Origin of the sequence: Pseudomonas nitroreducens, assembly GCF_024170165.1 — a bacterium.
Taxonomy (GTDB): domain Bacteria; phylum Pseudomonadota; class Gammaproteobacteria; order Pseudomonadales; family Pseudomonadaceae; genus Pseudomonas; species Pseudomonas nitroreducens_C.
This window is the reverse complement of sequence record NZ_JALJXP010000001.1, coordinates 613,500-627,664: the sequence shown is the minus strand read 5'-3', so window position 1 is coordinate 627,664 and position 14,165 is coordinate 613,500. Positions and strand designations below refer to the sequence as shown.

Genomic DNA, 14,165 nt, shown 5'->3' with positions numbered 1-14,165 from the left:
GCGAGGCAAGGTTCGCGGGCATCGCCCGTTCCCACAAGGTTACCCATGCATCAATCGATGCCCAGGCTCGCCCAGATTTCGTCGACGCGGCGGGTCACCGCCGGATCCTTCTCGATCACCCGCCCCCATTCGCGGCTCGTCTCGCCCGGCCACTTGTGGGTGGCGTCCAGCCCCATCTTCGAACCGAGGCCGGAGATCGGCGAGGCGAAGTCCAGGTAGTCGATCGGGGTGTTGTCGATCATCACCGTGTCGCGCTTGGGGTCCATGCGCGTGGTGATGGCCCAGATCACGTCGTTCCAGTCGCGGGCGTTGATGTCGTCGTCGGTGACGATAACGAACTTGGTGTACATGAACTGTCGCAGGAACGACCAGACACCGAGCATCACGCGCTTGGCGTGGCCGGGGTACTGTTTCTTCATGGTCACCACCGCCATGCGGTAGGAGCAGCCTTCGGGCGGCAGGTAGAAATCGGTGATCTCGGGGAACTGCTTCTGCAGGATCGGCACGAAGACTTCGTTCAGCGCCACGCCGAGGATCGCCGGCTCATCCGGCGGGCGACCGGTGTAGGTGCTGTGGTAGATCGGTTTCTGCCGGCGGGTGATGCGTTCGACGGTGAACACCGGGAAGCGGTCCACTTCGTTGTAGTAGCCGGTGTGGTCGCCGTACGGGCCTTCATCGGCCATCTCGCCGGGATGGATCACCCCTTCGAGGACGATCTCGGCGCTGGCCGGGACCTGCAGGTCGTTGCCGATGCACTTGACCAGCTCGGTCTTGTGCCCGCGCAGCAGGCCGGCGAAGGCGTATTCGGAGAGGTTGTCCGGTACCGGAGTCACGGCGCCGAGGATGGTCGCCGGGTCCGCACCGAGGGCCACGGCCACCGGATAGGGCTGGCCGGGATGCTTCTGGCACCACTCACGGAAGTCGAGCGCGCCGCCACGGTGGCTGAGCCAGCGCATGATCACCTTGTTGCGGCCGATCACCTGCTGGCGGTAGATGCCCAGGTTCTGCCGTTCCTTGTTCGGCCCGCGGGTGACCGTGAGGCCCCAGGTGATCAGCGGCGCGACGTCGCCGGGCCAGCAGGTCTGCACCGGCAGCTTCGACAGGTCGACATCGTCGCCCTCCTCGACCACTTCCTGGCACGGCGCGTCCCGCAGCACCTTGGGCGCCATGTTGATGACCTTCTTGAAGATCGGCAGCTTGGACCAGGCGTCCTTCAGCCCCTTGGGCGGCTCGGGCTCCTTGAGGAAGGCCAGCAGCTTGCCGATCTCGCGCAGTTCGGAGACGTCCTCGGCGCCCATGCCCAGCGCCACGCGCTCGGGCGTGCCGAACAGGTTGCCGAGTACGGGGATGTCGTAGCCGGTGGGCTTTTCGAACAGCAGGGCCGGGCCCTTGGCGCGCAGGGTGCGGTCGCACACCTCGGTCATTTCCAGCACCGGGGATACCGGCGCCTGGATGCGCTTGAGCTGTCCGCGCTGCTCCAGGGCAGCGATGAACTCGCGCAGGTCGCGATACTGCATGAGGGTCTCGATGGCGGCAGGATGATGCGACAGTCTACCGCCTATCACCGCCAGGCAGAAACACGAAGGCCGGGTTTCCCCGGCCTTCGTGGCATTGCAGAAGCGCGTAGAGTCGCTGACAAATCTGAGCGAAGCGGTTCTGGCTAGACGCCTGGCCTCAGACAGTACTTTGTGTACGGCAGAGGCCAGGCAACAACGCCAGAACAGATTTGCCGGCGACTCTTACTTGCTGCGCTTCATCGAGTCGAAGAACTCGTCGTTGGTCTTCGTCTGGCGCAGCTTGTCGAGGAGGAACTCCACGGCAGCGATCTCGTCCATCGGGTGGAGGATCTTGCGCAGGATCCACATGCGCTGCAGCTCTTCCTCACCGGTGAGCAGCTCTTCGCGACGGGTGCCGGAGCGATTGATGTTGATCGCCGGGAACACGCGTTTTTCCGAGATGCGACGGTCGAGGATGAGTTCCGAGTTACCGGTACCCTTGAATTCCTCGTAGATCACTTCGTCCATCTTCGAGCCGGTTTCGATCAGCGCGGTGGCGAGGATGGTCAGCGAACCGCCTTCCTCAATGTTGCGCGCGGCGCCGAAGAAGCGCTTGGGCTTTTCCAGGGCGTGGGCGTCGACACCACCGGTGAGCACCTTGCCGGAGCTGGGGATCACGGTGTTGTAGGCACGGGCCAGACGGGTGATGGAGTCGAGCAGGATGATCACGTCCTTCTTGTGCTCGACCAGGCGCTTGGCCTTCTCGATCACCATCTCGGCGACCTGCACGTGGCGGGTCGGCGGCTCGTCGAAGGTGGAGGCGACCACTTCGCCGCGCACGGTGCGCTGCATCTCGGTCACTTCTTCCGGGCGCTCGTCGATCAGCAGGACGATCAGGTGGCACTCGGGGTTGTTGCGGGTGATGTTCGAGGCGATGTTCTGCAGCATGATGGTCTTGCCCGCTTTCGGCGGGGCGACGATCAGGCCGCGCTGGCCCTTGCCGATCGGCGAACAGAGGTCGATCACACGGCCGGTGAGGTCCTCGGTGGAGCCGTTGCCGGCTTCCATGGTCAGGCGCTTGGTCGGGAACAGCGGCGTCAGGTTCTCGAAGAGAATCTTGTTCTTCGCGTTCTCCGGACGATCGAAGTTGATCGAGTCGACTTTCAGCAGGGCGAAGTAACGCTCGCCTTCCTTCGGCGGCCGAATCTTGCCGATGATGGTATCGCCCGTGCGCAGGTTGAAGCGACGGATCTGGCTGGGCGAGACGTAGATGTCGTCGGGGCCGGCCAGGTACGAGGAATCGGCGGAGCGCAGGAAGCCGAAGCCATCCTGGAGAATCTCCAGCACGCCGTCACCGGAGATTTCCTCGCCGCTTTTCGCGTGCTTCTTCAGCAGTGCGAAGATGATGTCCTGCTTGCGCGAACGGGCCATGTTTTCCAGGCCCATGGCATCGGACATTTCCAGCAATTCGGCAATCGGCTTTTGCTTGAGTTCGGTCAGATTCATAGAAGGGACGTAAATACGCTGAAAGGGGAAAAGGGAACAAGCGTGATGCTTGAAGAGCCGCGCCGTAGATGACGGACAGGATCGCTTGGAATTCGAATGGGAAGTGCGTCGGCGACGGCTTGCAGGGGACAACGAAATAATCGTTGTGCGCCCGAATTTAACACCCGGGTTTCGGAGCGTCTAGGGGCAATAACGAAAAAACCCCGCACATTGGCGGGGTTTCTCGAGGCTTCTCGACTTAGATGTTGCTGTCGAGGAAGGCAGCCAGTTGCGACTTGGACAGTGCACCGACCTTGGTCGCTTCGACGTTGCCGCCCTTGAACAGCATCAGGGTCGGAATGCCACGCACGCCGTACTTCGGCGGGGTGTCCTGGTTCTCGTCGATGTTCAGCTTGCAGACTTTCAGCTTGCCCTGATAGTCCTTGGCGATCTCGTCGAGTACCGGGGCGATCATCTTGCACGGACCGCACCATTCGGCCCAGTAGTCGACCAGCACGGGACTATCGGACTTCAGTACGTCCTGCTCGAAGCTGGCATCGGTAACATTGACGATATGTTCGCTCATGTATTCTCTCCGTCAATCGGATGCGAAAAAGTGTCCGCCATCATATCCCGCCTCGGCCCACACCGAAAGGCGCAGCCGATTGAGTGTATCTATCGCTGCCGCGGTGACTTCTGATCGGTGACAACCCCTTCATTGGCACTACCTGCCTAAAATGGCAGGATGTCTCCCGTATTTATCCGGACCCGCCCCTATGCCCCATACCCCTGCCAAGACCTTTCCCATGATCGCGGCCATTGACCTTGGCTCGAACAGTTTCCACATGGTCCTGGCGAAGGCCGATCACGGCGAGATCCGCATCCTCGAGCGGCTGGGCGAGAAGGTCCAGCTGGCCGCGGGCATCGGCGAGGACCGCATGCTCACCGCGGAAGCGATGCAGCGCGGCTACGACTGCCTGAAGCAGTTCGCCCAGTTCATCAGCGGCATGCCGCCGGGCTCGGTACGCGTGGTGGGCACCAACGCCCTGCGCGAGGCGCGCAACCGTGCCGAATTCATCCGAGAAGCCGACCAGATCCTCGGCCACCCGGTGGAAGTCATCTCCGGCCGTGAAGAAGCGCGTCTGATCTACCTCGGCGTGTCCCACACCCTGCCGGACAACCCCGGCAAGCGCCTGGTGGTCGACATCGGCGGCGGCAGCACCGAGTTCATCATCGGCCAGCAGTTCGAATCGCAACTGCGCGAGAGCCTGCAGATGGGCTGCGTGAGTTTCACCCAGCGCTATTTCAAGGACGGCAAGATCACCCCGGCGCGCTATGCCCAGGCCTACACCTCGGCCCGCCTGGAGCTGATGAGCATCGAGAACAGCCTGCGTCGCCTGGGCTGGGACGAGGCCGTTGGGGCCTCCGGCACCATCCGCGCAATCTGCCTGGCGATCCAGGCCGGTGGCCACGGCAACGGCGAGATCAACCCCGAAGGCCTGGCCTGGCTCAAGCGCAAGATGTTCAAGCTGGGCGAGGTCGAGAAGCTCGACATCGACGGCATCAAGCCGGACCGCCGGCCGATCTTCCCGGCCGGCATGGCGATCCTCGAGGCGCTGTTCGACGCCCTCGAACTGACCCGCATGACCCATTCCGAAGGCGCCTTGCGCGAAGGCGTGCTCTACGACCTGCTCGGCCGTCATCACCACGAGGACGTCCGCGAGCGCACCATCGGCGCCCTCATGGAGCGCTACCACGTCGATCCGGAACAGGCCACACGCGTCGAGGCCAAGGCGCTGGAATCGCTGGATCAGGTCGCCAAGGCCTGGGACCTGAACGACGAAGGCCACCGTGAGCTGCTGATGTGGGCGGCGCGCGTGCATGAGCTGGGTCTGGACATCGCCCACTACCACTACCACAAGCACGGCGCCTACCTGCTGGAGCACTCGGACCTGGCCGGCTTCTCGCGCCTGGACCAGCTGACCCTGGCGCTGCTGGTGCGCGGCCACCGCCGCAACATCCCGGTGGACAAGTTCAACGAGCTGGGCGACGAGGGCGACAAGCTGATCCGCCTGTGCATCGTGCTGCGCTTCGCCATCCTCTTCCACCACATCCGTGGCACCCAGGAAATGCCGGCCGTGGCCCTGAAGGCTTCCGGCAAATCGCTGGACGTGCGCTTCCCGGACGGCTGGCTGGCGGCCAACCCGCTGACCCAGGCCGACTTCGAGCAGGAAGCCGAATGGCTCAAGCGCGTGGGCTATGCGCTCAGCGTGAGCTGATCGCCCCCGCGACAGACAAGGCCCCGGCGCGCAAACGCCGGGGCCTTTGCATTTCCAGGCATGACCTGCAGGAGCGGGCCATGCCCGCGAAATCCCGTGCGGCGGAATCCGCTCTCCACGTTGACGATCGAGCGCGGCACCAACGCCGGCCTTGCCGGCGGCTCGCGGGCATGGCCCGCTCCTACAAAAACGTGCTCATGAAAAAGCCCTGCCGAGGCAGGGCTTTCAAAGGCACCAGTCAGATCAGCGCGAGTTGATCACCGGCGTGCACAGGCGCTCCAGCAGGGTCGCCTGGGCGTTGCGGGCGTTCTGGTTGCCGCTGGGGCTCTGGCGCACGTAGCTGCCGTCGGACTGCAGAACCCAGGCCTGGGTGTTGTCGCTCAGGTAGGACTCCAGCTCCTTCTTCACCCGCAGCACGAGCTTCTTGCCTTCCACCGGGAAGCAGGTCTCCACACGCATGTCGAGGTTGCGCTCCATCCAGTCGGCGCTGGAGAGGTAGAGCTTCTCCTCGCCGCCGTTGAGGAAGTAGTAGATCCGGCTGTGCTCGAGGAAGCGGCCGATGATCGAGCGCACCTGGATGTTGTGCGACACGCCCGGCACGCCCGGACGCAGGCAGCACATGCCGCGCACCACCAGATCGATCTTCACGCCGGCCTGGCTGGCCTTGTACAGCGCGCGGATGACCTTGGCGTCGGTCAGCGAGTTGACCTTGGCCATAATGTGCGCCGGCTTACCCTCGGCAGCCTGGGCGGCCTCGCGGTTGATCATCTCCAGCAGGTTCTTCTTCAAAGTGAAGGGCGCGTGCAGGAGCTTCTTCATGCGCAGGGTCTTGCCCATGCCGATCAGCTGGTTGAACAGCTTGTGCAGGTCCTCGCAGAGCGCCAAGTCGGCGGTCAGCAGGCTGTAGTCGGTGTACAGGCGGGCGTTGCCGGCGTGGTAGTTGCCGGTGCCCAGGTGCGCGTAGCGGCGCAGCTCGCCGTCCTCGCGACGGAGGATCAGCATCATCTTGGCGTGGGTCTTGAAGCCGACCACGCCGTAGATCACCACCGCACCGGCCTGCTGCAGGCGGCTGGCCAGCTGCAGGTTGGATTCCTCGTCGAAGCGCGCCCGCAGCTCGATCACCACGGTGACTTCCTTGCCGTTGCGCGCGGCTTCCACCAGCGCGTCGACGATCTCCGAGTTGGCCCCGGAGCGGTACAGCGTCTGCTTGATCGCCAGCACGCTGGGGTCCTTGGCGGCCTGGCGCAGCAGGTCGACCACCGGGGTGAAGGACTCGAACGGGTGCATCAGCAGCACGTCGAGCTTGCCCAGGACGTTGAACAGGTTTTCCTTCTTCTGCAGCAGCTTGGGGATCGCCGGGGTGAACGGCGGGGACTGCAGCTCCGGGTGGCTGGCGAGGCCGGTGACACTGAACAGGCGGGTCAGGTTGACCGGCCCGCTGACGCGGTACAGCTCGGTCTCGGACAGGCCGAACTGCTTGAGCAGGTAGTTGGACAGCGGCACCGGGCAGGTATCCACCACCTCCAGGCGTACGGCATCGCCGTAGCGGCGCGAGAACAGCTCGCCGCGCAGCGCGCGGGCCAGGTCTTCGACGTCCTCGGCATCCACCGAGAGGTCGGCGTTACGGGTCAGGCGGAACTGGTAGCAGCCCTTCACCTTCATGCCGTGGAACAGGTCGTCGGCGTGGGCGTGGATCATCGACGAGAGGAACACGTAGTTGTCGCCGGGGCCGGCGACTTCCTCAGGCAGGCGGATGATCCGCGGCAGCGAGCGCGGCGCCGGGATGATCGCCAGGCCGGAATCGCGGCCGAAGGCGTCCAGGCCTTCGAGCTCGACCATGAAGTTCAGGCTCTTGTTCACCAGCAGCGGGAACGGGTGGGTCGGGTCGAGGCCGATCGGGGTGACGATGGGCGCGATCTCGTCGCGGAAGAAGCGACGGACCCAGGCCTTGATCTTCGGCGTCCAGTAGCGGCGGCGGATGAAACGAATGTCGTGCTTGGCCAGCTCCGGCAACAGGATGTCGTTGAGGATGCTGTACTGGCGACTGACCTGCTCGTGCACCTGCTCGCTGATACGCGCCAGCGCCTGGTGCGGCAGCAGGCCATCGGCGCCGGCCTGTTCACGGGCGAAGGTGATCTGCTTCTTCAGGCCGGCAACGCGGATCTCGAAGAATTCGTCGAGGTTGCTGGAGAAGATCAGCAGGAACTTCAGGCGTTCCAGCAGTGGGTAGGACTCGTCCAGCGCCTGTTCCAGCACGCGGATGTTGAACTGCAGCTGGGAGAGCTCGCGATGAATGTAGAGGGCACTGTCGTCCACGTTGATCGCCGGCGCCGCCGGTTCGACAGGTGGCGGCGGCGCCTCGACGGCCTCGGTCACCACGACTTCGCTGATGTCGGTGATTTCGGCGGTGGTGTCAGCTTCGATAACTTCGGTTTCGCTAATGCCTTCGGTATTCATCGCTCGTCTCTTCGACGGGGGAGATCAGCCCCCGCTTTGCATTTTCAATTGTTGTGCCGCGCGCTTGGCGAAGTAGGTCAGGATGCCATCTGCGCCCGCACGTTTGAAGGCCAGCAGCGATTCGAGGATCACCGCCTCGCTGAGCCAGCCGTTGTTGATCGCCGCCATGTGCATCGCGTACTCGCCGCTGACCTGGTAGACAAAGGTCGGCGCGCGGAATTCGTCCTTGGCCCGGCGAACGATGTCGAGATACGGCATGCCCGGCTTGACCATGACCATGTCGGCGCCTTCGGCGAGGTCAGCGTAGATCTCGTGCAGCGCTTCGTCGCTGTTGGCCGGGTCCATCTGGTAGGTGGCCTTGTTGCCCTTGCCCAGGTTGGCGGCGGAGCCGACGGCGTCGCGGAACGGGCCGTAGTAGGCGCTGGCGTACTTGGCCGAGTAGGCCATGATGCGGGTGTTGATGTGGCCGGTGGACTCCAGGGCCTCACGGATCGCGCCGATACGACCGTCCATCATGTCCGAGGGCGCCACGACCTGGGCGCCGGCTTCGGCGTGGGAAAGCGCCTGTTTGACCAGCACATCAACGGAAATGTCGTTCAGAACGTAGCCGTCCTCGTCGAGGATGCCGTCCTGGCCGTGGCTGGTGAACGGGTCCAGCGCCACGTCGGTGATGATGCCCAGCTCCGGGAAGCGCTCGCGCAGGGCGCGGGTGGCGCGCTGGGCGATGCCGTCGGGGTTGAAGGCTTCGGCGCCATCGAGGGATTTCTTCTCCAGCGGAGTCACCGGGAACAGCGCCAGCGCCGGGATGCCCAGTTCCACCAGCTCTTCGGCTTCCTTGAGCAGCAGGTCGATGGACATGCGCTCCACACCCGGCATCGAGGGCACCGCTTCACGCTGATTCTTGCCGTCGAGGACGAATACCGGAAGGATCAGGTCGTTGCTGGTCAGGACGTTTTCGCGCACCAGACGGCGGGAAAATTCGTCACGACGATTGCGACGCAGTCGAGTGAAGGGGAAGGCACGATCGGCGGGAATGAAGCTCACGGCGTACTCCAGGGCCTGATACAGCAGGCACAGTCTGACAGTTATAGCCCTGAATTATGACCGATTGGTAACAACCGGTAACAGTGACCCTTGGTCGCGGCATCCTGCCGCAGCGGCACGGCGCCGCTCTGCACCGGCACAGACTTGTTCCAGGTCAGCTGTGCGCACTGGTGTACCTTCCCTGCGGGCCGCAACCGGGTTAGGCTTCGCGTTCATTTCGCTGCGTTGCCTCGATAATGCTCCAACAATTCCTGCAGGATTTCGGCTACTTCGCGCTGTTTCTCGGCACGTTCTTCGAGGGTGAGACCATTCTGGTCCTGGCCGGCTTCCTCGCTTTCCGCGGCTACATGCAGCTGGAGTACGTCGTCGCGGTGGCGTTCTTCGGCAGCTACGCGGGCGACCAGCTCTGGTATTTCCTCGGCCGTCGCCATGGTCGCAAGCTGCTCGCGCGCAAACCGCGCTGGCAGAAGATGGGCGACAAGGCTCTGGAGCACGTGCGCAAGCATCCCGACCTGTGGGTGCTGAGTTTCCGCTTCGTCTACGGCCTGCGCACCGTGATGCCGGTAGCCATCGGCCTGTCCGGCTACCCGCCGGCACGCTACCTGCTGCTCAACGGCATCGGCGCCATCGTCTGGGCCACGGTGCTGGGCAGCGCTGCCTTCTACTTCGGCAGCGTGCTCGAAGGTGTGCTGGGCAACATCAAGAAGTACGAACTGATGGTCCTCGGTGGCCTCGTGGTGATCGGCCTGCTGTTCTGGCTGCGTCGCCGCTTCAAGGCCAGCAAGGCCGACTGAGCGCGTCGGCCCATCGGGTCGGCCGCTCAGGCCGCCTGCGGCAGGCGCTCGGCGCGCCGCAGGCCGAGCAGACCGATCAGGCTGAGCAGCGAGTAGACCGCCAGCGCCCAGGGCGCCCACTGCGGCAGCTCGATCCCTCCCCATAGCGCCATTGCCGCCACTGCCGCCACGTTCAGCGCCAATCGCAGCAGTTCCAGGCGCAGTGCCCAGCTACGGTTCTCCAGCCAGCAGCCGATGGCGTAGAGCCCGAAAGCCATCCAGCTCCAGCCGATCACCAGCGGCAGCACCTGCCAGTGCTCGCCGACGCCCAGCAACCAGGTGCCGACCACCACGTAGGTGGCGAACTGCAGCCCGGCGTACCACTGCCGGCCACGCGTCAGCGGCACCTCGAACTTGCGGAAGGACGCCAGGTCCGGCTTGGCCATGGGGTAGCGCTGGGCGACGTCCTCGGGGCGCCAGCCGGTGCGCATGAACCAGATGCGCAGCTTGTCCCACAGGCTGCCGGCACGGCGCGCATCGCTCCACAGGTGTGCGTAGACCTGCAGGTTGGCCCACAGCGGGTTCCAGCTCGCCAGCGGAACGGTCACGCCGAACACCACCGGCTCCTCGTCCAGCTCTTCCTGGAAGGTGCCGAAGAGGCGATCCCAGACGATGAACACGCCGCCGTAGTTGCGATCCATGTAGACCGGGTTCTGCGCGTGGTGCACGCGGTGGTTGGACGGGGTGATGAAGATCCACTCGAACCAGCCCAGCTTGGGGATGTGCCGGGTGTGCACCCAGAACTGGTAGAGCAGGTTCAGCGCACCGACGGTGAGGAACACCAGCGGCGGCACCCCGGCGATGGCCATGGGCAGGTAGAAGATCCAGCCGAAGATGAAACCGGTGCTGGTCTGCCGCAGGGCGGTGGAGAGGTTGTAGTCCTCGCTCTGGTGGTGCACTGAATGCGCGGCCCAGAGCACGTTGCGCTCGTGGCCCAGGCGGTGGTTCCAGTAGTAGCAGAAGTCATAGAAGACGAAGGCGAACACCCAGACCCAGAGGTTCTGCGTGGACATCTCGAACACCGCCAGGTGCTGCCAGGCGATGGCGTAAGTGAGCACCGCCAGACCCTTGGTCAGCAGGCCGCTGGTGGTGGACAGCACACCGGCGCTGAGGCTGTTCAGCGCATCGCTCAGGCGATAGGTGCGCATGCCGCGCCAGCGGTCGGCAAGCAGCTCGATGGCGATCAGGAGGAAAAAGAAGGGTACGGCGAAGAGGATGTAGTTCATGTCGCGGCCGAGTCGTTATGCTTATGGGAAGGCCTCAGGGCTCAAACGCCCTGATGATTGATCCTAGCCCCTACTCCCGCGCCGGCCCCGACCGCCGGCGACAACCCGGGCGGCATATCGCGACACGCCCGGCATCCTCGAACAGGAGCAGTTCATGCAGAAGAAAGTTGCCGTCATCCTCTCCGGCTGCGGCGTCTATGACGGCGCCGAGATCCACGAAAGCGTGATCACCCTGCTGCGTCTTTCCCAGCGCGGCGCCAAGGTGCAGTGCTTCGCCCCGAACATCGCCCAGCACCACGTGCTGAACCACCTCACCGGCGAGGAAATGGCCGAGAACCGCAACGTACTGGTGGAATCCGCGCGCATCGCCCGTGGCGAGGTGAAGGACGTACGCGAAGCCAGGGTCGAGGACTTCGACGCCCTGATCGTGCCCGGCGGCTTCGGCGCGGCAAAGAACCTCAGTGACTTTGCCTTCAAGGGCGACCAGTGCGAAGTGCAGCCTGATGTCCTGGCCCTGGCCAAGGCCTTCGCCGCGGCGAAGAAGCCGGTCGGCCTGCTCTGCATCGCCCCGGCCATGGCCGCGCGCATCTATGGCGCCGGCGTGGAATGCACCATCGGCACCGACGCGGATACCGCCCAGGCGCTGACCAGCATGGGTGCCAAGCACATCGATTGCGCCGTGGACGACATCGTCGAGGACAAGGACCACAAACTGGTCACCACCCCGGCCTACATGCTTGCACAGTCCATCGCCGAAGCCGCCAGCGGCATCAACAAGGCGGTAGACCGGGTGCTGGAGCTGGCCTGAGCGGCACGCTGAATGCAAAACGCCCGGCAATGCCGGGCGTTTTCGTTTCAGGCCGGATCAGCCCTTGCGAGCCTCTGCTTCTCGCAGCAGGCGCGTCAGCAGCCGGTCCAGACCATTGGCGAAGGCCTGGCGATCCTTGTCGCCGTAGGGCGCCTGCCCTCCTCCCACCTGGCCCTGTTCGCGCAGGTCGGTGAACAGGTTGCGCACGGCAAGACGCTCACCCATGTTCTTCTCGTCGAACTCGCGGCCACGCGGGTCGAGCGCGTCAACGCCCTTCTTCACCAGGCGGTCGGCCAGCGGCACGTCGCTGCAGATCACCAGGTCGCCGGGCTCGGCCTGCTCCACCAGGTAATCGTCGGCGGCGTCCATCCCGCTGGGCACCACTATCAGGCTGACGCAGGCGAACGGCGGCTTGGCCACGGGCTGGCCGGCAACCATCACCACCTCCAGCTTGCGCTTGAGGGCGAACTTGGCCACCAGCTCCTTGGCCGCGCGCGGGCAGGCGTCGGCATCGATCCAGATACGCATCGGAAAACCACTCTCCACAAAGCACAACGGCCAGTATCGCACTGGCCGTTGTGTATAGCTTGGCTATTGCCTCAGGACGAGGCGATCTCGGCGGCCTTGCGGCGTTCGGAGAAGTAGCTGCGTCCGTAAAGCACGGCCACCGCCACCAGCGCCACGGCCTGGGCCGACAGCGAGTAGGCGTCGGCCTTGATGCCGAGCCAGTCGAAGTCGAAGAACGGCACCGGGCGGGTGCCGATCACACCGGCTTCCTGCAGGGCGACCACGCCGTGGCCGGCGAAGACCACCGACAGGGCGCAGAGCAGCGCGGCGTTGACGGTGAAGAACAGCTTCAGCGGCAGCTTCGCCGAACCACGCAGGATCACGAAGGCGATGCCGATCAGGATCACCACGGCGGTGCCCGCGCCGGCGATTACCGCGTTGTGCCCGGCCGGGCCGGCCTGCAGCCAGAGGGTCTCGTAGAACAGGATGACCTCGAACAGCTCGCGGTAGACCGAGAAGAACGCCAGCACCGCGAAGCCGAAGCGGCCACCGCCGCCCACCAGGCTGCTGCGGATATAGTCCTGCCAGGCGGCGGCGTGGCGGCGGTCGTGCATCCACACACCGAGCCAGAGCACCATCACGCAGGCGAACAGCGAGGTGAAACCTTCCATCAGCTCGCGCTGGGCGCCGCCGATGTCGATGACGTAGGCGGCGACTGCCCAGGTGGCGAAGCCGGCGACGAAGGCCAGGCCCCAGCCGACGTGAACGCCGCGCACTGCCTTTTCCTGTCCGGTGTTGCGCAGGAAGGCAAGGATCGCGGCCAGCACCAGGATCGCTTCCACGCCTTCGCGCAGGAGGATCAGCAGGGCCGAGACAAAGCTGATGGAGAAGCTCAGCGAGTCGCCGCTCAGGGCCTTGGCGGCGTCCGCCAGCTTGGCCTTGGCCAGTTCCAGCTGCTTCGCCACTTCGGCTTCCGGCAAGCCGTCACGCAGTGCCTGACGGTAGGCCATCAGTTGCTTCTCGGTGGCCTTGCGCAGGTCAGCGTCGACGTTGTCCAGCGAGCTTTCCACCAGCTCGAAGCCTTCCAGGTAGGCCGCCACGGACAGGTCGTAGGCCTGGTCGTGGTCGCCGGAGCGGTATACGGCGAAGCTCTTGTCCAGGGTTACGGTGGTGTAGTCGATCTGCTGCGCCGGGCCACGGTGCTCCAGCGGCGGGTGCGCGCGCAGGGCACGGAAGCTTTCGGCCGCAGCCTCGCCATCACGCTCGGCGACGTCGGCCGGGGTCTGGGTCGAGAGGGTCGCCAGCGGGTAGGCATGCGCCGGATCGGCCTTGGCCTGGCCGGCGCTGAGGCTGGCGACGTAGGACGCCAGGTCCCAGCGCTGACGCTCGTCGAGCTGGTCGGCGAAGGCCGGCATGTCGGTGCCGGAAATGCCCAGACCGATGACGTTGCGCAGGTCGTAGAGACTCAGCTGGTCAAGGCGCGCGCGGTCGGTCAGGTTGGCCGGCGGCGGCTCCAGGCCGATGCCGGCCGGGCCATTGCCCTTGCCGGCGTCACCGTGGCAGATCGAGCACTGCTGGGTGTAAACCTCGGCGCCGCGGGTCGGGTCCGGAGTGATCGCAGGGGTCTGCACCACCTGGTAGAGATCGGCGACGCGCGCCTCCAGGTGACGGGCCTGCTGGGCGACCTGCTTGCCCGGAAGCCGCTGCTCGATGGCCTGCTTGAGGCCGGCGGCGTCCTTCTCCAGGTCGGCGCGCTCGGCAACGGCCGGCAGGGCAACGATCAGCGCCTGCAGAGTGCCGACGAATTCCAGTTGCTCCTTGTATTCGCTCTCGTCGACGACCTTGCCGTCAGTGACGGTGGCCGGGTAGTCGGCAGCGAGATAGCTGAGCAGGTGAAGGGCTTGGGAGGGGTCGACAGCCGTGTCGGCTTGAGCTCCAAGGCTGAAGAGGCCGACCAGCGGCAACAGCCAGACGAAAAGTTTGGAGGGGCGCATACGGAAAGGTAAATGAGAATGAAAGAGGTTAAATTG

11 protein-coding genes are annotated in these 14,165 nt (G+C 64.8%); 3 read left to right on the top strand and 8 right to left on the bottom strand.

Annotated elements, in window-relative coordinates:
- Window positions 1-50: 50 nt before the first annotated feature.
- From ubiD to trxA, 3 genes are all read right to left on the bottom strand, one after another.
- Window positions 51-1,517, bottom strand: coding sequence for a 4-hydroxy-3-polyprenylbenzoate decarboxylase (ubiD, locus tag J2T47_RS02860; protein ID WP_253442219.1), 1,467 nt, complete (start codon window positions 1,515-1,517; stop codon window positions 51-53).
- Window positions 1,518-1,739: 222 nt separating this feature from the next.
- Window positions 1,740-3,002, bottom strand: coding sequence for a transcription termination factor Rho (rho, locus tag J2T47_RS02855; protein WP_015475046.1), 1,263 nt, complete (start codon window positions 3,000-3,002; stop codon window positions 1,740-1,742).
- 238 nt (window positions 3,003-3,240) lie between these two features.
- On the bottom strand, window positions 3,241-3,567 hold the full coding sequence (gene trxA, locus J2T47_RS02850) for a thioredoxin TrxA (protein WP_081519510.1): 327 nt from the start codon (window positions 3,565-3,567) through the stop codon (window positions 3,241-3,243).
- Between the two features lie 190 nt (window positions 3,568-3,757).
- Between trxA and ppx the strand changes: the two genes are divergently transcribed.
- The gene (gene ppx / locus J2T47_RS02845; protein WP_253442217.1) at window positions 3,758-5,260 is read left to right on the top strand and encodes an exopolyphosphatase; all 1,503 of its coding nucleotides are present in this window, start codon (window positions 3,758-3,760) and stop codon (window positions 5,258-5,260) included.
- Between the two features lie 243 nt (window positions 5,261-5,503).
- On the opposite strand, the gene ppk1 is transcribed toward ppx, so the two are convergent.
- Together ppk1 and hemB are read right to left on the bottom strand one after the other, a co-directional pair.
- Window positions 5,504-7,717 (bottom strand): polyphosphate kinase 1, encoded by a 2,214-nt coding sequence (gene ppk1, locus J2T47_RS02840; RefSeq protein ID WP_253442215.1) that lies wholly within the window; start codon window positions 7,715-7,717, stop codon window positions 5,504-5,506.
- Between the two features lie 24 nt (window positions 7,718-7,741).
- On the bottom strand, window positions 7,742-8,761 hold the full coding sequence (gene hemB, locus J2T47_RS02835; RefSeq protein ID WP_253442213.1) for a porphobilinogen synthase: 1,020 nt from the start codon (window positions 8,759-8,761) through the stop codon (window positions 7,742-7,744).
- 233 nt (window positions 8,762-8,994) lie between these two features.
- Here hemB and J2T47_RS02830 point away from each other — a divergent pair, with 233 nt between their 5' ends.
- The gene (locus J2T47_RS02830; protein WP_253442704.1) at window positions 8,995-9,555 is read left to right on the top strand and encodes a DedA family protein; all 561 of its coding nucleotides are present in this window, start codon (window positions 8,995-8,997) and stop codon (window positions 9,553-9,555) included.
- 26 nt (window positions 9,556-9,581) lie between these two features.
- Here J2T47_RS02830 and J2T47_RS02825 read toward each other — a convergent pair whose 3' ends face one another.
- Window positions 9,582-10,820 (bottom strand): sterol desaturase family protein, encoded by a 1,239-nt coding sequence (locus tag J2T47_RS02825; protein ID WP_253442211.1) that lies wholly within the window; start codon window positions 10,818-10,820, stop codon window positions 9,582-9,584.
- A gap of 154 nt (window positions 10,821-10,974) precedes the next feature.
- On the opposite strand from J2T47_RS02825, the gene elbB reads away from it, so the two are divergent.
- Complete coding sequence (gene elbB / locus J2T47_RS02820) at window positions 10,975-11,628, top strand: isoprenoid biosynthesis glyoxalase ElbB (protein WP_253442209.1); 654 nt, start codon at window positions 10,975-10,977, stop codon at window positions 11,626-11,628.
- A 57-nt stretch (window positions 11,629-11,685) separates the two neighbouring features.
- On the opposite strand, the gene J2T47_RS02815 is transcribed toward elbB, so the two are convergent.
- Both J2T47_RS02815 and J2T47_RS02810 read right to left on the bottom strand, forming a co-directional pair.
- Window positions 11,686-12,156: a YaiI/YqxD family protein gene (locus tag J2T47_RS02815; RefSeq protein ID WP_253442207.1), complete on the bottom strand. Its 471-nt coding sequence runs from the start codon at window positions 12,154-12,156 to the stop codon at window positions 11,686-11,688.
- A 71-nt stretch (window positions 12,157-12,227) separates the two neighbouring features.
- Window positions 12,228-14,129, bottom strand: coding sequence for a cytochrome c/FTR1 family iron permease (locus J2T47_RS02810; protein ID WP_253442205.1), 1,902 nt, complete (start codon window positions 14,127-14,129; stop codon window positions 12,228-12,230).
- Window positions 14,130-14,165 lie beyond the last annotated feature (36 nt).

Excerpts from the sequence above, each read along its gene's own strand:
- ubiD (WP_253442219.1), bottom strand. The coding sequence starts at position 1,517 with ATGCAGTATCGCGACCTGCGCGAGTTCATCGCTGCCCTGGAGCAGCGC.
- rho (WP_015475046.1), bottom strand. The coding sequence starts at position 3,002 with ATGAATCTGACCGAACTCAAGCAAAAGCCGATTGCCGAATTGCTGGAA.
- trxA (WP_081519510.1), bottom strand. The coding sequence starts at position 3,567 with ATGAGCGAACATATCGTCAATGTTACCGATGCCAGCTTCGAGCAGGAC.
- ppx (WP_253442217.1), top strand. The coding sequence starts at position 3,758 with ATGCCCCATACCCCTGCCAAGACCTTTCCCATGATCGCGGCCATTGAC.
- ppk1 (WP_253442215.1), bottom strand. The coding sequence starts at position 7,717 with ATGAATACCGAAGGCATTAGCGAAACCGAAGTTATCGAAGCTGACACC.
- J2T47_RS02825 (WP_253442211.1), bottom strand. The coding sequence starts at position 10,820 with ATGAACTACATCCTCTTCGCCGTACCCTTCTTTTTCCTCCTGATCGCC.
- elbB (WP_253442209.1), top strand. The coding sequence starts at position 10,975 with ATGCAGAAGAAAGTTGCCGTCATCCTCTCCGGCTGCGGCGTCTATGAC.
- J2T47_RS02815 (WP_253442207.1), bottom strand. The coding sequence starts at position 12,156 with ATGCGTATCTGGATCGATGCCGACGCCTGCCCGCGCGCGGCCAAGGAG.
- J2T47_RS02810 (WP_253442205.1), bottom strand. The coding sequence starts at position 14,129 with ATGCGCCCCTCCAAACTTTTCGTCTGGCTGTTGCCGCTGGTCGGCCTC.